Source organism: Saccharomonospora sp. NPDC046836 (assembly GCF_040645195.1).
Taxonomy (GTDB): Bacteria; Actinomycetota; Actinomycetes; order Mycobacteriales; family Pseudonocardiaceae; genus Prauserella_A.
The window spans coordinates 16,350-34,623 of record NZ_JBEYXW010000019.1 but is presented as its reverse complement, the minus strand read 5'-3'; the positions used below and the strand labels follow the sequence as shown (position 1 = coordinate 34,623).

21 protein-coding genes are annotated in these 18,274 nt (G+C 69.5%); 13 read left to right on the top strand and 8 right to left on the bottom strand.

What is annotated here, in order from left to right; translation table 11 throughout:
• Positions 1-67 precede the first annotated feature (67 nt).
• Positions 68-2,236, bottom strand: coding sequence for a transglycosylase domain-containing protein (locus ABZ863_RS21310; RefSeq protein WP_358538274.1), 2,169 nt, complete (start codon positions 2,234-2,236; stop codon positions 68-70).
• Between the two features lie 221 nt (positions 2,237-2,457).
• Between ABZ863_RS21310 and ABZ863_RS21305 the strand changes: the two genes are divergently transcribed.
• Together ABZ863_RS21305 and ABZ863_RS21300 are read left to right on the top strand one after the other, a co-directional pair.
• Positions 2,458-2,754, top strand: coding sequence for a WhiB family transcriptional regulator (locus ABZ863_RS21305; RefSeq protein WP_358538272.1), 297 nt, complete (start codon positions 2,458-2,460; stop codon positions 2,752-2,754).
• Positions 2,755-2,803: 49 nt separating this feature from the next.
• Positions 2,804-3,673 (top strand): hypothetical protein, encoded by an 870-nt coding sequence (locus ABZ863_RS21300; RefSeq protein ID WP_358538270.1) that lies wholly within the window; start codon positions 2,804-2,806, stop codon positions 3,671-3,673.
• 14 nt (positions 3,674-3,687) lie between these two features.
• Here the strand turns inward: ABZ863_RS21300 and ABZ863_RS21295 are convergent, their stop codons facing one another.
• From ABZ863_RS21295 to ABZ863_RS21285, 3 genes are read right to left on the bottom strand one after another with little or no spacing between them, the layout of a single operon-like run.
• Positions 3,688-4,821 (bottom strand): ArsA family ATPase, encoded by a 1,134-nt coding sequence (locus ABZ863_RS21295; protein ID WP_358538268.1) that lies wholly within the window; start codon positions 4,819-4,821, stop codon positions 3,688-3,690.
• Complete coding sequence (locus ABZ863_RS21290; RefSeq protein WP_358538266.1) at positions 4,818-5,819, bottom strand: ArsA-related P-loop ATPase; 1,002 nt, start codon at positions 5,817-5,819, stop codon at positions 4,818-4,820. The genes ABZ863_RS21295 and ABZ863_RS21290 overlap by 4 nt, the downstream gene beginning before the upstream one ends.
• Before the next feature lie 22 nt (positions 5,820-5,841).
• The gene (locus tag ABZ863_RS21285) at positions 5,842-6,090 is read right to left on the bottom strand and encodes a hypothetical protein (protein WP_358538264.1); all 249 of its coding nucleotides are present in this window, start codon (positions 6,088-6,090) and stop codon (positions 5,842-5,844) included.
• 32 nt (positions 6,091-6,122) lie between these two features.
• On the opposite strand from ABZ863_RS21285, the gene ABZ863_RS21280 reads away from it, so the two are divergent.
• From ABZ863_RS21280 to pqqB, 7 genes are read left to right on the top strand one after another with little or no spacing between them, the layout of a single operon-like run.
• Entirely contained in the window at positions 6,123-6,284 is a 162-nt protein-coding gene (locus ABZ863_RS21280) for a DUF4177 domain-containing protein (protein ID WP_003068074.1), read from the top strand.
• A 2-nt stretch (positions 6,285-6,286) separates the two neighbouring features.
• Entirely contained in the window at positions 6,287-6,757 is a 471-nt protein-coding gene (locus tag ABZ863_RS21275; protein ID WP_358538260.1) for a RidA family protein, read from the top strand.
• Between the two features lie 9 nt (positions 6,758-6,766).
• Positions 6,767-7,399, top strand: a complete 633-nt coding sequence (locus tag ABZ863_RS21270; RefSeq protein WP_358538257.1) for a hypothetical protein — start codon at positions 6,767-6,769, stop codon at positions 7,397-7,399.
• Between the two features lie 36 nt (positions 7,400-7,435).
• Complete coding sequence (locus ABZ863_RS21265) at positions 7,436-8,560, top strand: hypothetical protein (protein WP_358538254.1); 1,125 nt, start codon at positions 7,436-7,438, stop codon at positions 8,558-8,560.
• Positions 8,561-8,590: 30 nt separating this feature from the next.
• Complete coding sequence (locus ABZ863_RS21260) at positions 8,591-9,406, top strand: NUDIX hydrolase (RefSeq protein ID WP_358538252.1); 816 nt, start codon at positions 8,591-8,593, stop codon at positions 9,404-9,406.
• A complete protein-coding gene (locus tag ABZ863_RS21255; protein ID WP_358538249.1) occupies positions 9,403-10,179 on the top strand; it encodes an MBL fold metallo-hydrolase in 777 nt (258 codons plus the stop codon). Before ABZ863_RS21260 ends, ABZ863_RS21255 begins: the two co-directional genes overlap by 4 nt.
• A gap of 9 nt (positions 10,180-10,188) precedes the next feature.
• Complete coding sequence (gene pqqB / locus ABZ863_RS21250; protein ID WP_358538246.1) at positions 10,189-11,073, top strand: pyrroloquinoline quinone biosynthesis protein PqqB; 885 nt, start codon at positions 10,189-10,191, stop codon at positions 11,071-11,073.
• A gap of 10 nt (positions 11,074-11,083) precedes the next feature.
• On the opposite strand, the gene ABZ863_RS21245 is transcribed toward pqqB, so the two are convergent.
• The 3 genes from ABZ863_RS21245 to ABZ863_RS21235 form a co-directional block, all read right to left on the bottom strand.
• The gene (locus tag ABZ863_RS21245) at positions 11,084-12,337 is read right to left on the bottom strand and encodes an MFS transporter (protein ID WP_358538243.1); all 1,254 of its coding nucleotides are present in this window, start codon (positions 12,335-12,337) and stop codon (positions 11,084-11,086) included.
• A gap of 410 nt (positions 12,338-12,747) precedes the next feature.
• Positions 12,748-13,422: a Crp/Fnr family transcriptional regulator gene (locus ABZ863_RS21240; protein ID WP_358538241.1), complete on the bottom strand. Its 675-nt coding sequence runs from the start codon at positions 13,420-13,422 to the stop codon at positions 12,748-12,750.
• A 266-nt stretch (positions 13,423-13,688) separates the two neighbouring features.
• Positions 13,689-13,940, bottom strand: a complete 252-nt coding sequence (locus ABZ863_RS21235; protein ID WP_358538238.1) for a hypothetical protein — start codon at positions 13,938-13,940, stop codon at positions 13,689-13,691.
• Positions 13,941-14,116: 176 nt separating this feature from the next.
• Between ABZ863_RS21235 and nth the strand changes: the two genes are divergently transcribed.
• From nth to ABZ863_RS21215, 4 genes are read left to right on the top strand one after another with little or no spacing between them, the layout of a single operon-like run.
• Positions 14,117-14,803 carry an endonuclease III gene (gene nth, locus ABZ863_RS21230; protein WP_358538495.1) on the top strand — a complete coding sequence of 229 codons (687 nt, stop codon included), beginning with the start codon at positions 14,117-14,119 and terminating at the stop codon, positions 14,801-14,803.
• A gap of 18 nt (positions 14,804-14,821) precedes the next feature.
• Positions 14,822-15,418 (top strand): TlpA disulfide reductase family protein, encoded by a 597-nt coding sequence (locus ABZ863_RS21225; RefSeq protein ID WP_358538236.1) that lies wholly within the window; start codon positions 14,822-14,824, stop codon positions 15,416-15,418.
• Entirely contained in the window at positions 15,415-16,125 is a 711-nt protein-coding gene (locus ABZ863_RS21220) for a CoA pyrophosphatase (RefSeq protein WP_358538234.1), read from the top strand. The genes ABZ863_RS21225 and ABZ863_RS21220 overlap by 4 nt, the downstream gene beginning before the upstream one ends.
• Before the next feature lie 21 nt (positions 16,126-16,146).
• Positions 16,147-17,331 carry a MarP family serine protease gene (locus ABZ863_RS21215; protein WP_358538232.1) on the top strand — a complete coding sequence of 395 codons (1,185 nt, stop codon included), beginning with the start codon at positions 16,147-16,149 and terminating at the stop codon, positions 17,329-17,331.
• Here the strand turns inward: ABZ863_RS21215 and ABZ863_RS21210 are convergent, their stop codons facing one another.
• On the bottom strand, positions 17,332-18,267 hold the full coding sequence (locus tag ABZ863_RS21210) for an alpha/beta hydrolase (RefSeq protein ID WP_358538493.1): 936 nt from the start codon (positions 18,265-18,267) through the stop codon (positions 17,332-17,334).
• Positions 18,268-18,274 lie beyond the last annotated feature (7 nt).

The window sequence follows — 18,274 nt, the reverse complement described above, 5'->3', positions numbered from 1 at the left end:
GAACCCGTTTGGCGTAGCCTAGGGCCCGCTGATCGGTGGACGTCAGTGGGCCCTAGGCCCCAGTGGCTCAACCCCGCGCCCGTTCGTACTGCGGGTCCGACCGTGGCAGCGGCAGCGCGGGCTGGCCCTCAAGGATCTTGCTCACGGCGCCGAACCAGGTACGCGCCGGCGTCCTGCCGCCGAACATGTTGCCGGTGCTGTTGGCGCCCTCCACCGCGTAGACATTGCCAGGACCGCCATCGATGAGCCCGCCGTTGGGGTAGTCGGGCCGGAACACCATGGCGGCGCCCGCCAGCTGCGGTGTTGCGCCGATGAACGCGGCAGAGCCGTTGACCTGGGTGGTTCCCGTCTTGCCGATCATCGGCCGGGTCCAGTTGGCCGCCGCCGCGGCGGCGGCCGAGGTGCCGCCCGCCTGGTCGTCCTTGCTCATGCCCACCGCGAGGGTGTTGGCGAGGCCTTCCGGAACAGCCTGTTCGCACGGCTCTTCCTTGATCGGGTACGGGTTGCCGTTGCGGTCGGTGACCTGCATGAGCGGTGTCGGCGGGCACCACACGCCGCCGCTCATGATCGTGGCCGCGACATTCGCCATCTCGAGCCCGCTGGTGGGGCTCACCCCGAGGGTGAAGGCGCCAAGGCCCGGCGAGTTCGCTTTCGGGCCGAACCACTCGGTCTGGGTCTGCCGCGCTTCCGCGCTCTCGGCGTTGGGATCGGGCGTGCCGCCGTTGGCGGCGTTGGAGGCCATCGTCTTGCGCAGGCCCAGCCTGCTGGCCATGTCCACGACCGACCGCATGCCTGCCTGCTCCTCGAGCATGACGAACGCGGTGTTGGGCGAGGTCGCCAGCGCCTGCTGCAGGCTCATCCGTCCTCCGGAGCCCTCACTCGCGTTGCCGAGACAGTAGGCGGTCGTGTTCGGCGCGACGATCGGACAGCCTTCGGGGCCACCGATGAACACGCGCGAGGTGTAGAAGTTCGGCACGTCGATCGAGTCGTAGATCCCGAGGACCTTCCGCTCCAGAGCGGCCGCCGCGGTGAAGATCTTGTAGCTCGACCCGACGCCCGTGACATTGGCGATCTCCGAGGGCAGGGCGAACTCGGTCTGGCCAGCGGAGGCGTCCGGTCCGTAGTCGCGGTTCGCGGCGAGCGCGATGACCTCGTGCCGGTCCTTACCAGGCCGGATCAGCGACAGCGTGTTGGCGACGTTCTCCTGATCCTTGCGGACCTGCTCCTCGGCCGATTGCTTGGCCAGGTGGTTGGCGCGGCCGTCCATCGTCGTCCGGACCGTGTACCCACCGCTGTAGAGATCGTCCTTCGACATGCCGGCTTCGAGCAGGTAGTCCTCGACGTACTGGCAGAAGAAGCCGTTCTCCGGGCCTGCGCCGACACAGTTCGCCGCGGACTTGTTCGGGCCGTCCGGCACGACGCCGAGCGGTTCCTTCTTCAGGCGGTCGGCGTCCTCGCGGGACAGCTTGAGGTTGTCGACCATCCTGTCGAGCACGGAGTTGCGCCGTTCGGTGGCGCGCTCCGGGTTGTTCCACGGGTCGTTCACCGCGGGGTTGTTCACCATGCCGGCGAGCATCGCCGCCTGCGACACCGTGAGCTTGTCGGCCGTGGTGTCGAAGTACGCGCGCGCCGCGGCGCCGACGCCGTAGATCTGCCGGGAGAACTCGACGACGTTGAGATAACCGGCAAGGATCTCCTCCTTGCTCATCTTCGTCTCGAGCTGGATCGCGATCCGCGCTTCCTTGATCTTGCGCGCAATGGTCTGTTCCTGTGCGCGCTGTTGCCCGAGCTTGTCGTCCCGGTACGTGACGTTGATGAGGTAGTTCTTCACATACTGCTGGGTCAGTGTCGAGGCGCCCTGCGTGTCGCCACCGGAGCTGTTGCTGATGGCCGCTCGCAGCGTGCCCCGCCAGTCGACGCCGTGGTGTTCGTAGAAGCGCCGGTCCTCGACGGAGATCAGCGCCCACTTCATGGCGTCGGAGATCTGGTCGGGTTTGGTCGGAATCCGGTACTGGCTGTAGAGCGTGGCGATGGGCTTGCCGTCCCGGTCGGTGATGGTCGTGACCAGCGGCGGCGGTTCGTCGGCCAGGTCCGAGGACATCGACTCCACGGTGTCGCTGGCTTGGTTGGAGATCACGCCGGCCGCGCCGACGACCGGGAACAGAATTCCCGCCACCAGTACCCCCGCGAGCAAGCAGAGGCCGAGCATTTTGATCAGACCGTCCCTCGTGCGCACCCCGCCAGAGTACGCAAGGCGGCGTTGGCTGGGGGTGACGTGTTCCGCTGGCGGGGTTGGCGGATGGAACCGCTGACCCCTACAGTCCGTCAACATCTCACGAAAACGGTGCCAGGGGAGGCACTGCTTGGAGGGACGTGAGCACATCGACCGGCTCGCGGGGGTGAGGTCGGCACGGCTTCGCTGCCCACGGGGGTCACGACAGGGTAGGAGCTGGGGGTATGAAGACCGAGCAGCCGGACTGGCGGGTTCGCGCCTATTGCAGGGAAGTGGACCCGGACGGCCTGTTCGTCCGGGGCGCCGAGCAGAACCGCGCGAAGATCGTGTGCATGGGGTGCCCCGTACGCACCGAATGCCTCGCCGAGGCGCTGGACAACCGCATCGATTTCGGGGTCTGGGGAGGCATGACCGAGCGGGAGCGGCGGGCGTTGCTGCGCAGGCGCCCGGACGTCGACAGCTGGCGTGACCTGCTGGAGACCGCCAAACGACAGTACGAGCCCGCCGGGCAGGGTTCCTAGTACTACAGGCAATCAGAGTTGTCGGTAGGTACCGATATCGTCACAATCCGTGCCGTCCTACCTCCACGAAGGGCTGCTGGAATTGTTCCGGCATCGGCCTTCCCTGGCAGCCGAACTGCTGACCGAACCGCTCGGGATAGAGCTGCCTGCCTACGAGCACGCACGGCTCGAATCGGGCGACCTCACCGACCTGAATCCGACCGAATATCGGGCCGATGCCGTAATAGTGCTCAGTCGTGCCACGACGCCGGCGCTTGCCGTGGTCGTGGAGGCGCAGCTCCGCCGCGACCCGGGCAAGCGCCGAAGCTGGCCTGTGTACCTCACAACACTGCGAGCGCGGCTGGGCTGCCCAACGATGCTGTTGGTCCTGTGCGCTGACGCGGCGACAGCCGCGTGGTGCGCTACCCCGATCGAACTCGGGCATCCTGGCTGGGTGCTCATACCTCTGGTGATCGGCCCTGACCGGGTCCCGGTCGTGACCGATACCGATCAGGCCACTCGGGCACCGGAGCTGGCGGTGCTGTCGGCCATCGCTCACAGCACTCACCCGGACCGGGACAAGATCTTCCATGCCTTGCTCACCGCACTCACGACCGTCGATGCACAGCACACCACGCTGTATCATGACCTTGTGCTTGCGGCGCTGCCCGGGGCAGCCCGACGCCACCTGGAGGCACTGATGACCACTGGTACATACGAGTACCAAAGTGACTTCGTCCGCAAGTACGTCCACCAAGGCCGCGCCGAGGGCCGCGTCGAAGGTGAGGCCCAGGCGCTGCTGGCCGTGTTGGCTGCCCGAGGCATCGACGTCACCGAGGACGACCTGGCCCGTATCACCGCATGCACCGATCCCGAACAGCTCGTGACGTGGATCCGCCAAGCCGCCACCGCGGACAATGTAGAACAGCTGTTTGACTAACGAGCCCAGTAGTTCTAGCCGGACAGGCCCGCGAGGCGGTCGCCGATGTCGCGCAGGCCTGCGATGTCGTGCACGTCGCCCGGCAACGCGGGGACCTGCGTCACCGCCACCCCGGGATGGGCCCGGGTGAAGCGAGCGAGCAGCCGGTTCTCCCGGTCGGCGAGCGCGACCCGGTCGGCGTGCAGGCGCAGCACCGCGGTCGCCAGCGGCGCGCTCGTGCCGCTGCGGTCGAGAGCGTCGGCGGCGGCCAGCGCGTCGACGGCCGACAGGTCGGCCAGTACAGGGTGGGTGCGGTTGGCGACCAGCCCGGTCAACGGCATCGACTCCGACGACAGCCGCTCGACGAAGTAACTGGCCTCGCGCAACGCATCCGGCTCTGGCGAGGCGATCACCAGGAACGCGGTCCCCTGCGAGCGCAGCAACTCGGCGGTCTTGGTGGCGCGCTCGCGGAAGCCGCCGAACGTGGAGTCGAACGCCTGCATGAATGCCGACGCGTCGGCAAGCAGCTGACCACCGAGGATGGTCGAGACGGCCTTGGCGAACATCGAGAAGCCCGCGGTGACCACCTTGCGCAGGCCCCACCCGCCTGCCTTCGCCGGCCCGGTCAGCAGCCGGATCATCCGGCCGTCCAGTACCGAGGAGAGCCGGGTCGGCGCGTCGAGGAAGTCCAGAGCGGAGCGGCTGGGCGGGGTGTCGACGATGATCAGCTCCCATTCGCCGGTCGCGGCGAGCTGGCCGAGCTTCTCCATCGCCATGTACTCCTGCGTGCCGGAGAACGACGTGGAAATGGTCTGGTAGAAGCGGTTCTGCAGCAGCTGCTCTGCGCGTTCCGGCCCGGCGTGCCTGCGCACCATGTCGTCGAAGGTGCGCCGCATGTCGAGCATCATCGCCCACAGCTCACCCTTGGGCTCGAACCCGGCGACGGACACCTTGCGCGGGTGGTTGCCCAGCTCCCGCAGGCCGAGCGCCTGAGCGAGCCTGCGTGCCGGGTCGATGGTCAGGACCACCGTCTGCCTGCCGCGCTCGGCGGCCCGCAGTGCCAGTGCCGCCGCGGTGGTGGTCTTGCCGACACCGCCCGAACCGCAGCACAGGACGATCCGGGTCTGCGGGTCATCGATCAGGGCGTCGACGTCCAGCGTCGTCGTCATCGCACCCCCTGTTCGACCAGCGCCTCGGCCAGCTCGTAGAGCGCGGCCACATCCACCCCGCCGCTGAGGTCGGGCAGCTCCAGCGTCGGCAGGTCGCTCTCGGCCAGCTGCTCGCGTGCGCGTTGCTCGGCGGCGAGCCGGATCGCATGCTCGACGGTCTCCTCGACCAGTGCGTCGAGAGTGCTCTCGGGCAACCGCACGTCGGCGGAGGCGAGCCCCGTGCGTACCCGTGACGCGTCGACCCTGCCGTCGGCGGCGGCCGTCACCGACCTGGCCGGCAGCCGCGGCGGGCGTACCCGGTTGATCAGCACCGCGCCCGGCCGCAGGTCCGCGCCGTCGAGCTCGGCGACGCCGTCGAGGGTCTCCCGTACGGGCATCTCCTCCAGCAGCGTCGCCAGGTGCACCGCCGTCTCGCCGGAGTGCAGCAGCCGCACCACGCCCTCGGCCTGTGTGCTGATGGGCCCGGTCTTGGCGAGGTCGGTGAGGGCCTTGGTGACGTCGAGGAACTTCACCACGCGCCCGGTGGGCGGTGCGTCGACCACCACGGCGTCGTAGGTGTGCCTGCCATCGGACTCGGCTCGCCCGACGCACTCCTTGATCTTGCCGGTCAGCAGCACGTCACGCAGACCGGGCGCGAGCGTGGTGGCGAACTCGATCGCGCCCATGCGGCGCAGTGTCCGCCCCGCGAAGCCGAGGTTGTAGAACATCTCGAAGTACTCGAGCAGCGCCGCCTCGACATCGATGTGCAGCGCGCGGACCTCACCGCCGCCCGGTGCGGCGGCGATGCGCTGCTCGGCGTAGGGCAGCGGCTCGGTGTCGAAGAGCTGGGCGAACCCCTGCCGTCCCTCGACCTCGATCAGCAGCACTCGTCTGCCGCCGCTGGCCAGCGCCAGACCGAGCGACGCGGCGAGGGTCGTCTTGCCCGTGCCGCCCTTGCCGGTGACGAAGTGAAGCCGGGTCCGGGCGAGCTCATCGGTCCAGCCAGCCAGCGTGGTCACCTTCGCAGCGTAAGCCAAGCCATCAGCTGGCGAGGACGAGCACGGCGAGCGCGACCGCGATCACCGCGACGAGTCCCCAGGTCACGGCGGCGGGCAGCACGGTGAGTGTCAGCACGCACAACACGGCCAGCGTGGTGATCCCCACGAGCCCGGCGATGGCGACGGCCGCCGAGCTGTCCAGTCGATCGCGCACCTTCGCCATGACGATCAGCATGCCGGGGACACCGGCGATACCGAGCAGTGCTGTCGCGATGATCCGCCAGGTCTCCACGCGAGCACACGGTACTGGTTAGGGTGTGCGGCATGAGTGCCACGAAGTGGGAGTACGCCACCGTTCCCCTGCTGATCCACGCGACCAAGCAGATCCTGGACCAGTGGGGCGAGGACGGCTGGGAACTGGTCACGGTGCTGCCGAACCCGAGCGGTGAGCAGCACGTCGCTTACCTCAAGCGGCCGAAGGGCTGAGCATGAGCTGGACTGCGAGGCTCGCCGAGCTCGGTATCGAACTGCCCGGTGTAGCCGCGCCGGTTGCCGCCTACGTTCCCGCGGTGCGCAGCGGCACACTCGTCTACACCTCTGGGCAGCTGCCCTTCGTTGCAGGCTCGCTCGCGGCGACCGGCAAGGTCGGCGGCGAGGTCAGCCCTGAGGAGGCCAAGCAGCACGCCCGCACCGCGGCGCTCAACGCGCTCGCCGCGGTGGACGACCTCGTCGGTATCGACGCGGTGGTCCGGGTCGTCAAGGTCACCGGTTTCGTGGCGTCCAGTGAGGGCTTCACGGGGCAGCCGGCTGTGATCAATGGCGCATCCGAGTTGCTGGGTGAGGTTTTCGGCGACGCGGGCAAGCACGCTCGCGCCGCCGTCGGGGTCGCGGAGCTGCCGCTGGGGGCCCCTGTCGAGGTGGAGTTGATCGTCGAGGTGGACACGTCCGCCGGCGAATAGGGAGGCGCAGTGGATCCCGACATCGAGAACGCCTGTCACGAGCTGCTGCTGCGGCTGGCCGGGCGCATGCCGGACCAGTTGTTGTGGCGGTTTCGGGACTGGCTGGGTGAGGGCGCGATGGGCACCCTCGCCCGTACGCTCCCGAAGTCTTTGCTTAAGCACAGGATCGATCTTGACCAGGCAGAGTATCGCCTGCTGGTCGCTGGTCTGATCCCGCACGGTGCCGACTGGCACCAGGTGAGTTCCACACTTGGGGTAGACGCCTCAGCCGAGAACCGGTACACATTCACGACGGGTGCACCCGATTGGGTGAACACCGTCGATTCGGTGTCCGTGGTGGTTCACGCGACTCTGCGTGGACGCCCGGATGTGGGCGAGGTCCGGGAGAGCTGGCGGCACGACCGTGAATCCGGTGAAGGCGAGGCGAAGCGCATTCTGCTCGTCACCGCCGTCGCCGGACTCCCGCGCCTCACTGGGGAGCTGCAACGGGTCCTCCGGGTGCTTGGTGAAGAAGCACCCAGCGTGGAGGTACTGCCAACACAGGCCGACCTACCCCCGTATCACCGGGCGGCGCTCGCGAACTCCCGGTTCGTGTGCGTGGGCTCCGTGGACGCCGGTCATCACACACTCGTACCCGCGTAACGCTCGCTCGGCCAGCGGGCTGGAGGGAGATCGGCGATGGTGGAGGTCCACGACGGCCTGCCGCAGGACGGCTTCGCGGTACCGCTGCGACTGCACAACGTCCTGCTCGCACTGGCAGGCCGGCTGGACGACAGTGCGCTGTCGGACGCCCGCGAGCTGGTTGCCCGCTCGCACCTGGACGACTCGGCGGAGCTCATCGCCGGCACACTGATCGCGGGGCGGATCATGGTCCGCCCCGCGGAACAGCGGGAGCTGGCGCTCGTGCTCGAGATGAGCCGCTCCGACGCGACGCTGGCCGACCACCTCACCGTCGGTGACGGGGTCCCGGCCTACACCCACCGGTTCAGCCGGGACAACGAACCGGAGCGGGGCATCGCCGAGGCGCTCGAGCGCACCCTGCAGGTGCTGCCCGACCTGCGCTCGGTACACGCGGTCTGGCGCAACACCCCGGCTGGCAGCGTGCCGGGCCCGCTGCCCCAGCGCGTGGTGCTCGTGGAGATCGGCCCGGAGGCGCACCCGCCTGCCGTGGCGTTCCGCGTCGACGATGCACTGCGCAAGGCCGGCATCCGGTCGGTCGTGGAGGTCACGGGGCCGAGTGCCGAGCGGGCCGACTACCACGAGGCCGCGCTGGCGGCCGCGACGCCGGTGTGGCTGGCGACCTCAGAGTCGTCCGGCAGCCGTTCGTCGTGGAGCAAGCGCACCTCCCGGGCGACGGCACGCGCCCACGCCAGCGTGGAGGTTTCCCGCGAGCCGTCACATGCGGCTCCCGACTTCGAGGAGCCTGCTCTAGTCGTGCCAGCGCAGAGCGCCGCGGTGGATGAGCAGGACCAGCCCGCGGAGCCGGAACCGGCACCGACCGAGGACGAGCGTCGCAACCGGGCGGCTGCGACCACCGAGCTCAGCGCGGAGGAGGTCGCGCAGCTGCGGGCCGCGATCGCGGAGGACCCGGAGAAGGGCCGCCTGATCGCCGGTGTGGGCATCCGGTCCGATGGGGCCGAGGACGTGGTGGACCTGCCCGAGCTCGACCTCGACGATCCGCAGCTGTCCGAACGCGACAGACAGCTGTTGCGTGAGCTGCATGCCGAGCTGGCCGAACGCGAGCGTGCGGAGGCAGCCAAGGCCAAGCTGAACGGCAGCGAGCAGCGCTGGGCCGGCAGCTGACAGGACCCTCGACCGGCCTGCGCGGCGGGTATGTTGCGGTATGTGCCAGCGACGTTCCATGTGCCGAAGCATTCCGTGCCGCCCTTGCCTGCCGAGCCGCCCGTGATCCCGGCCGTGCCGAAGGACGCCGCGTCGGTCATGCTGCTGCGTCCGGCGGACGCCGGGGGCGTGGAGGTGTTCCTGCAGCGCCGCGTCGCCGCGATGGCGTTCGCGGGCGGGATGACCGTCTTCCCTGGTGGTGGGGTCGATGCCAGGGACGCCGACGCGCCGGTGCGCTGGGCCGGTCCGCCGCCTGGGCAGTGGGCGGAGTGGTTCGGCTGCTCGGAGTCGCTGGCGCGCGCCCTGGTCTGCGCCGCCGTGCGGGAGACCTTCGAGGAGTCCGGTGTGCTGCTGGCCGGTTCGGAGTCGGCCACGGTCCCCGACACCGCACGGTATCGCGCCGCACGTGCCGCGCTCGTCTCCCGTGAGCTGTCGCTCGCGGAGTTCCTCGCCGATGCCGGACTGCTGCTGCGGGCGGACCTGTTGCGGCCGTGGGCGAACTGGGTGACCCCCGAGGAGGAACGGCGTCGCTACGACGCGCGCTTCTTCGTCGCCGCGCTCCCCGAGGGGCAACACGCCGACGGCAGGACCACCGAGGCGGAGTCGACGGGCTGGCGCAGGCCCGCCGATGCGATCGACGAGGCCGCGGCCGGCACGAGCGCCCTGCTGCCGCCCACCTGGTTCATGCTCGACGAGCTGTCCCGGTGCACGTCGGTCGGCCAGGCGCTGGCGATGACGCGGTCCATTCCTAAGGTCACGCCACGGATCGTGGTCGATGGTGAGGTGATCAGAGTGGAGGTGCCATGAACCATCCCGCGTACGGTGTCCTGCGCCCGGTGTCGCCGGTGGCCTCGGTGCTGCTGGAGAACAACCCGTCGGCGATGACATTGGAAGGCACCAACACGTGGGTGCTGCGCGCGCCTGGTGCCGCGGGCTGCGTCGTGGTCGACCCGGGCTACGAGGACCTCGAACATCTGGAGCGTGTCGCCGGTGTGGGGCCGATCGAGCTGATCCTGCTCACCCACCATCATCCCGACCATTCCGAGGGCGCACCGTGGCTGGCCGAGCGGATGGGCGCGCCGGTGCGGGCGTTCGACGAGCAGCTGTGCCGTGGCGGCGAGCCGATCGGGCACGGGCAGGCGGTATCCGCTGCCGGGTTGGAGATCGAGGTGCTGCACACACCGGGCCACACCACGGACTCGGTGACCCTGCGCTTCGACCACGCCGGCCGCACACACGTGCTCACCGGGGACACCGTGCTCGGCCGGGGCACCACCGTGCTGTCCGACCTCGGCGACTACCTCCGCTCGCTGCAGCTACTGTGTGCGTTGCCCGGTGCGGCGCTGGGGTTGCCCGGCCATGGACCGGAGCTGACCGATCTGGCCGCGACGGCTCGCGAGTACGCCGAGCATCGCGAGCAGCGGCTCGATCAGGTGCGTGCCGCGCTACGGCAACTCGGTGCGGACGCGACGGCACGCCAGGTCGTCGAGGTGGTCTACGCCGAGGTCGACCGCTCGCTGTGGCGTCCCGCGGAGGCGAGTGTGGTGGCGCAGCTGGAGTATCTGCGCTCGCAGGGATAGTGGGCCGCGATGAGGATGATCGTGCTCGGCACGGCCGCGGGTGGCGGTGTGCCGCAATGGAACTGTGCGTGCCCGAACTGCGTGGCGGCACGGCGTGGCAGGGCGCCGGCCCGCACCCAGGACTGCCTCGCGGTGAGTGCGGATGACCGGAACTGGTACCTGCTCAATGCCTCGCCGGACATCCGCACACAGCTGACGTCGTCTGCGGCGCTGGCGGCGGGGCCGGGACCGCGGGAGACCCCGATCCGCGGCGTGCTGCTGACGGACGGCGAACTGGACCACACGCTCGGCTTGTTCCAGCTCAAGGAGGCCGCCGGGCTGTGCGTGTGGGCACCGGATGCCGTGGTGCGGCATGTGCCCGCACGCGATGTCGTTGGCCGCTACCAGACCTGGACGTGGTCGCCGTCGGCGTCTGAGGTGCGGCTCGACGGCTTGCGGGTCACGGTGTTCCCGGTCAGCGACAAGCGGCCCAAGTACGCCGCGGAGTCCACTGTGGCCGGTCCATGGGTGGTGGCCTACCGCATCACCGATCCGGCGACCGGCGGGGTGCTCGTCTACGCGCCGTGCCTGGCCGCGTGGCCGCCGGGTTTCGACGAGTTCTGCGCCGGGGCGGATTGCGTGGTGCTCGACGGATCGTTCTATGCCCCCGACGAGATGGCGAGCGCGACGAGGGGCGATGTCGGCGCGCGGGCCCAACTGGCGATGGGCCACCTGCCGATGGCGGGCCCGCACGGCAGCCTCGCCAGGATCCGGGAGGCAACCGGCCGCACCCGCTGGCTCTTCACGCACCTCAACAACACCAACCCGGTGCTGGATCCCGGCTCGGCTGAACGAGCCGATCTCGACGCCGCAGGTGCCGAAGTCCCCACCGACGGAACCGAACTGCTCCTGTGAAAGAAATCCGCTACGCGGAAACGGCGGTGCGCCGCGATGCCGGTGCGGAGTCGGGTGCGCGGACAGTGCCGCGCAGCAACCACACCACCACGGCGAGTACGAGACCGAACGCCGCGCCTGCAAGGAACGCCGCGGGCGGGCCGCTGAGCTCGACGAGGTACCCGCTCACCGACTGCCCGAAGGCCAGGCCCAGCGTGACGGCGGTGATCACCCAGCCGAAGGCCTCCGCGGCGGTGCCCTTCGGCGCGACGATCTCGATGGCCGCGGAGTGTGTCGTGGACTGCGGCGTGATCAGCGCACCGGCAGCGAGCATCGCCAGCGCGAGGCCCCACAGCGTCGACGGCAGCGCGAGCAACGCCACCAGCGCACCGAACCCGGCGAGCAGCACGGGCAGCCGCAGTGCCATCGGCCGGGGCCACGGGCGCAGACTGTAGGCCACACCGAACGCCACGGAGCTGACCGACCACAGCGACAGCAGCAGCCCGCCGATCGCGACCTGACCCGCCTCCTCGGCGGCGGCGGGCACGGCGACCTCCACGAAACCGATCACCATGCCGAAGCCGAGCGCGGCGAGTGCCAGCGTGCGCATCCCGGGGCTCGCGAGCGCACCTAGTAGCCGCCCGCCACCGGATTGCGCCGGACCCCATGCCCGCACCGCCGGGCTCAGCGCGAACATCACCGCACCGCCCACCATGCACACCGCGCCAAGCACCATTCCGGTTCCGGGCCACGGCGCCGCGATCAGCAGGCCGGCAAGCCCGGGGCCGAGGATGAAGAACACCTCCATGCTGATCGCCTCGTACGAGAACGCGGCGTTGCGGGCGGGTCCCTCGGGCAGCAGGCGCCCCCACAGTGCGCGGGATGCGGATCCGGTCATCGGTTCGGTGACACCGATTCCAGCCGCCAGCACGACCAGCAACGGGGTGGGTGAGTGCGCCTCGATGGCCACCACGAGTGCGGCCATGGCGACTACGAACAGCGCCGACACGAGTAGCAACGGCCGGGTCGGCCCAAAGCGGTCGATGATCCTGCCCTGGGCGACCGAGCCGACCGCCACGCCGACCAGCGAGCTCGCCGACACCAGACCCGCTGCGGCGAACGAGCCCGTTTCACGTTGCACGTAAAGCAATGCCGAGATGCCGATCATGGCGATCGGCAGCCGTGCGAACAGAGCCGCCACCATGGGGCGGCGGGCATTCGGGGCGCTGAGCGCGAGCCGGTAATCGGACAGCGACGTGCTGCCATGGGAGTCGGGCTGGGGCATGCGGACTAGTATGCCGCACAATGGTACGACAGTACCACTTATTTTCTTGCGGCTCGAGGTGTGAAAGCGCCTGGGTGGGGTACTCGATCTCAGTTGGATAACGGTGCGCAGGTTCCGGGCATCGCACGTCCACCTGAAGCGTCCTTGAGAGTGAACGACCTTGAACTACCCGGTGGGGTTCGTGCGATCGTGGTAGTGAACTGAATACTTCCCTCCGGATTCGGGTCGGGGCCTACAACCGGAGGGCGGGGAGCGCGGGCTGTCGGGGGATGGTCCGCGCACAGGCAAGGGGCCGGTGCGCCACGTCGGGGGTGGCGCCCGGCCCCTTGTCATGTCTGGGACACGTTCAGCCGGCGAGACGTTCCAATGTGGACCGTCGCCCGCAGAACGTGCCTATCAGGCGGTTCGCTTCAGCGCGCGCGGCGAGCCAGGCGTTCCGGGTCGAGGATGAGCACGCTCTTGCCCTCGAGCCGCAGCCAGCCGCGGTGCGCGAAGTCGGCCAGCGCTTTGTTGACGGTCTCCCGCGAAGCGCCGACGTACTGCGCGATCTCCTCCTGCGTGAGGTCGTGCGTGACCCGCAGCAGTCCGGCTTCCTGGCTACCGAAGCGCTGCGCCAGCTGAAGCAGCGCCCGCGCCACGCGGCCGGGAACGTCGGTGAAGATCAGTTCCGCGACCATGTTGTTCGTGCGACGCAGTCTGCGCGCCACCACGCGCAGCAACTGCTCCGCGATCTCCGGTCGCGTCGAGATCCACTGCCGAAGAGCAGGCCGGTCCATCGTCACGGCACTGACCTCGGTCACGGTCGTCGCGGTCGAGGTGCGCGGGCCGGGGTCGAAGATCGAAAGTTCACCGAACATGTCGGATGGGCCCATGATCTGGAACAGGTTCTCGCGGCCGTCCGCCGACTTGCGCCCGATCTTCACCTTGCCCGACTTGATGATGTACAGCTTGTCGCCCGGCTCGCCCTCGCTGAAGATCACGTGGCCGCGAGGAAAGTCCACAGTCTCCAAGGTCTGTGCGAGCGCCTCGGCTGCTGCCGGTTCCACACCCTGAAAAATGCCCGCCCGGGCCAGGGTCTCGTCCACCTCGTGCCTCCTTTGAGAAGCGCTCACGATCCTCGAGAGGAGGAGCGTGTCGCCGATCACTACGTGCAGTGTAGGGCGTGCCCCCGAGATCACTTCCCGGCTTGCCGCTACACCGCGAAAGCACCCTGAGCGGGTGATATCCGCGGCAATCGCAGCGCGTTTGCACGGTTACCGCGTGTCACTCAGGTAGGGGCGTGATCTCGTCCGACCGAGCAGTCTAACTGCGACGCGCCGCGTCTCTGTTTGGGTGGTGGCGGGAGACGGGCCTAGTTCCGCACGCGGCGCGGCTTCTGCCTAGCTGCCTTTCCGCCGAGTCTGCGCAGCCGGAACAGCTCGAGCGCGCGGCCGATGCCGTGCCCGTAGAGTGCTCTGACCTCGTCGGGCCTTGCCTGCTCCAGGAACTCCTCGACGTCCTCACCGCGGACGGCGACATAGCGCAGGCGGTTCTCGACCCGCTCCATGCCGAGCGCGAACAGCATGACCACGAGCGGCACCGCGATGACGAACCAGACTGTCATGAGTCTCCGACTCCTCGCTCGTGGTGTGTCCCGACCGACCCTAGCGAAGCACATGCCACCCGGTCGGACGGCGCACGTAGGCTAGCTGGGTGTCGTCAGCCGTCGGTCGCGCCCCCCGCAAGCGGCGCTCTTTTGCCAATGAGACCAGGTTGTCGCTGGTGCGGCGGGCACGCCGGATGAAGCGTTGCCTTGATGAAGCCTATCCAAACGCGCACTGCGAACTGGATTTCACGACGCCGCTCGAGTTGCTGGTTGCGGTCATCCTCTCGGCCCAGTGCACCGATCAACGGGTGAACGAGGTCACCCCGGCGCTGTTCGCCCGCTACCGGACGGCCGCCGCCTACGCCGGAGCCGACCGCATCGAGCTCGAGGAGCTGATCCGGCCGACCGGGTTCTACCGCAACAAGGCGACGTCGCTGATGGGACTCGGTGCGGCGCTGGTGGAACGCCACGACGGCGAGGTGCCCGGCACACTCGCGGACCTCGTGCGCCTGCCCGGTGTCGGCCGCAAGACCGCCAACGTCGTGCTCGGTGAGGCGTTCGACGTACCCGGCATCACTGTGGACACCCATTTCGGCAGGCTCGTGCGCCGTTGGGGATGGACGAGCGACGAGGACCCGGTCAAGGTCGAGAACGAGGTCGGCGAGCTGATCCCGCGCAAGGAGTGGACGATGCTCTCCCACCGCGTGATCTTCCACGGCAGGCGGGTCTGCCATGCCCGCAAGCCCGCCTGCGGCGCGTGCCCGCTCGCGGTCGACTGTCCTTCCTACGGGACTGGGCCGACCGAGTTCGAGGTCGCGGCCAAGCTCGTCAAGGGCGCGGAGCGCGATCACCTTCTGTCACTGGTACACGATGCGAGTTGACGGCAGGACGGCACGGCGATGACCACTGCGACGAAATGGGCGCTGGCGGTGGGTGTGCTCGCGCTCGCCGCGCTGATCGCTGTGCTGCCCGTGGTCTCCAACCGCGGCCCGGAGCTTCCCGCCGCGGACCTCGGGCCTGCCAGGGCGGCCGCCGCGCTGCAACCATGCCCCACCGGTGACAGCGGCTCGGTCGAGCAGCTGGCCGGTGTCGAGGTGCCATGCCTTGGTGACAGTTCCACCGTCGACCTCGGCAGCGCGCTGGGCGGGCAGGCCACCCTCGTCAACGTGTGGGCCACCTGGTGTGCGCCCTGCCGGGAGGAGCTGCCGCTGCTGGCCGCCTACGCGGCGGAGCCCGGTGCCGTGCGGGTACTGACCGTGCAGGTGCAGAGCAACGCCAAGGACGGCCTCGACCTGCTGACCCAGCTCGGCGTGCGCCTGCCGACCGTGTACGACGGTGAGGGCGCCTCGGGACCGGCGCGCGAGGCGCTGAAGGTGCCGCGGGCGCTTCCGGCGTCCTACCTCATCACCGCCGACGGGACGGTGCACTTCATCAGCAACCCACGGCTGTTCACCTCGATCGAGCAGATTCGTGCCGCCGTCGGAGCCGCCCGGTGAACGGGCCGCTGATCGACCCGGCCGACGCCCCCGCATGGCTGCGCGGGCTCGTTGAGCTCAGCGGTGGGCTGAGCTCGAAGACGTTCACCCGCTTCGCTGTGCCCACGGGCACGGCGGCCCGGCCGGCTTCCGTGCTGATCCTGTTCGGCGCGGACGGTGCCGACGGTCCCGATGTGCTGCTGCTGCGCAGGGCCGACACGCTCGGTGCGCATGCCGGGCAGGTCGCGTTCCCCGGCGGAGGTGCGGAGCCGCACGACGACGGGCCCGTGGACACCGCGCTGCGGGAGGCGGAGGAGGAGACCGGCGTCGACCCTGCCGGTGTCGCCCCGGTCGCCATCCTGCCCGAGTTGTACGTGCCGGTATCCGGTTTCGCGGTGACCCCGGTACTCGCGCACTGGCATGCGCCATCGCCGGTACACGCCGTTGACCCCGCCGAGACGGCGGCGGTGGCGCGCGTTCCGCTGGGGGAGCTGACCGACCCGGCCAACCGGTTCCAGGTGAGCAGGCCGGGTGTCGAGTGGAAGGGTCCGGCCTTCGAGGTTCGCGACATGTTCGTGTGGGGCTTCACGGCCGGTCTGCTCTCGGTCCTGCTCACTCTCGGTGGCTGGGAGCAGGAGTGGGATCACACGGATGTGCGGGACCTTGACGTAGCGTTGGCTCGACACGAGGCTCGCAGCCGCCGCGCGGAGTCGGCGCGGCCGGAGTAGGTGGCCTAGTAGGGAGAGACGTTGAACTGGGTCGATGTGCTGGTGATACTGCTGGCCGTGCTGGCGGCGATCTCCGGTGCTCGTCAGGGGGTGGTGATCGCGCTGCCAGCCTTCCTCGGTGTGCTCGGCGGCGCGATCCTCGGCATCCAGCTCGCCCCCATCATCATCGACTTCTTCCAGCAGCCAGCCGCACGCGTCGCGTTCGCCGTTGCCACGGTGGTGATCCTGGTGGCGCTCGGCGAGACGATCGGTGTCTGGCTCGGGAACAAGCTCAAACGCAGGATCCACTCGCCGAAGGTCTCGAGTGTGGACAGCGCGCTGGGCGCCGTTGTGCAGGGCGCTGTCGTGTTCCTGGTGGCGTGGTTGATCGCACTTCCGCTCACCAGTGTCGCGGCGATTCCGGGACTGGCCAGGGAGATCAACAACTCCGTCGTTCTCGGTGGCGTCAACACGGTGATGCCAGAACAAGCGCGTGGCCTGCCCGGTGACCTCCGCCAGCTGCTGGATGCGTCCGGCTTTCCGTCCATTGTAGACCCGTTTCAGAGGGCGCCCGTACGCGAGATCGGCCCGCCGAACGCCGCGTTGCAGAACAGCAGGGTCGTTCGCGGCATGCAGGACAGCGTGCTGAAGATCCGCGGCGTCGCGCCCTCGTGCTCGCGCTCGCTGGAGGGCAGCGGTTTCGTGATCGCGCCGGAGCGGGTGATGACCAACGCACACGTCGTCGCCGGTACCGACGAGGTTGCCGTGGAGACGGTCGACGGCCAGGAAAGCGCCCAGGTCGTCCTGTACGACCCGGAGACCGATGTCGCGATCCTCGCGGTGCCGGGGCTGACCGCGCGTGCACTCACGCTCACCGACCAGTCCGCGCAGGAGGGCGATGACGCGATCGCGCTCGGTTACCCGTTGGACGGCCCGTACACCGCGAGCGCACTGCGAGTGCGCCAGCGGATCAACCTGCAGGGCCCGGACATCTACGACGCCAACACCGTGCAGCGTGACGTCTACACGGTGCGCGGGCAGGTGCGCAGCGGTAACTCGGGTGGTCCGATGATCAGCCCGGAGGGGCGGGTGACCGGGGTTGTCTTCGGTGCGTCGGTGGAGGACCCGGAGACCGGGTTCGTGCTCACCGCCGACGAGGTGCGGGACGAGGTGGCGTCGGCACCGAGGCTGGACGCGGAGGTGAGCACCGGTCCCTGCACGGCATGATCAGCTGCCGCGCAGGAAGGCGACCAGTGCCTTCGTGGTGTGCTCTGGGTCCTCGAGCTGCGGGAAGTGGCCGATGCCGGGCAACGTCTCGAACCGGGAACGCGGTCCGAGCCATGGCGCCGAGTCGCGGGCTGTCGCGGGCAGGATGCAGGGGTCTGCCGAGCCGTGCAGCTGCAGGACCGGCATCCGCAGGCGCGCGTCGACGGCTTCGGTGAACCGCCTGCCCTCCCCGCGGAACTGCGAGCGGAAAGCCCAGCGGTAGTACTCCAGCGAACTGTGCGCCACACCGGCGACGAGCATCGCGTGCCGGAACGTGCCGGCGGTGCCGGCGAAATCGGCGCTGCGCCGCCACGCCTCTCCCGACCAGGCCCGCATCAACCGTTCCACCGCCGCGGCATCGTCCTTGACCAGCCAGCGTTCCGGAGCCATGGGTACCTGGAAGCGCAGCAGGTGCGCCATGGCCCGTGCCTGGCTGCCCCGCCTGCGCAGGACGGTGCGGGAGATCGCCGAGCGCAGCGCCAGCGGGTGCGCGCCGGAGACCACGCTGACCGAGCTCACCACTCGCGGATGCAAGGTCGCCGCCGTCCAGGCGAGCATGCCGCCCCACGCGTGGCCGACCAGGTGCGCCTGCCGCTCCCCGAGCGCGCGGACCAGCCCGGCGATGTCACCGGCGAGCGTCCACGCGTCATAGCCGCGGGGCGGCTTGTCCGAGTCGCCGTAACCGCGCAGATCGGCGGCGACAACACGGAACCCGGCTTCGGCCAGCGAGCGCAGCTGGTGGTGCCAGGTCCACCAGAACTCCCCGAACCCGTGAAGCAGCAGCACCAGCGGGCCGGTTCCGGCCTCGGCGACATGCAGCCGGATGCCGTTGGCGGAGACGTCACGATGCGTCCACGGGCCGGGCAGCCGGACGGTCGACGGATCGGGTGGCTCCACGGTCACC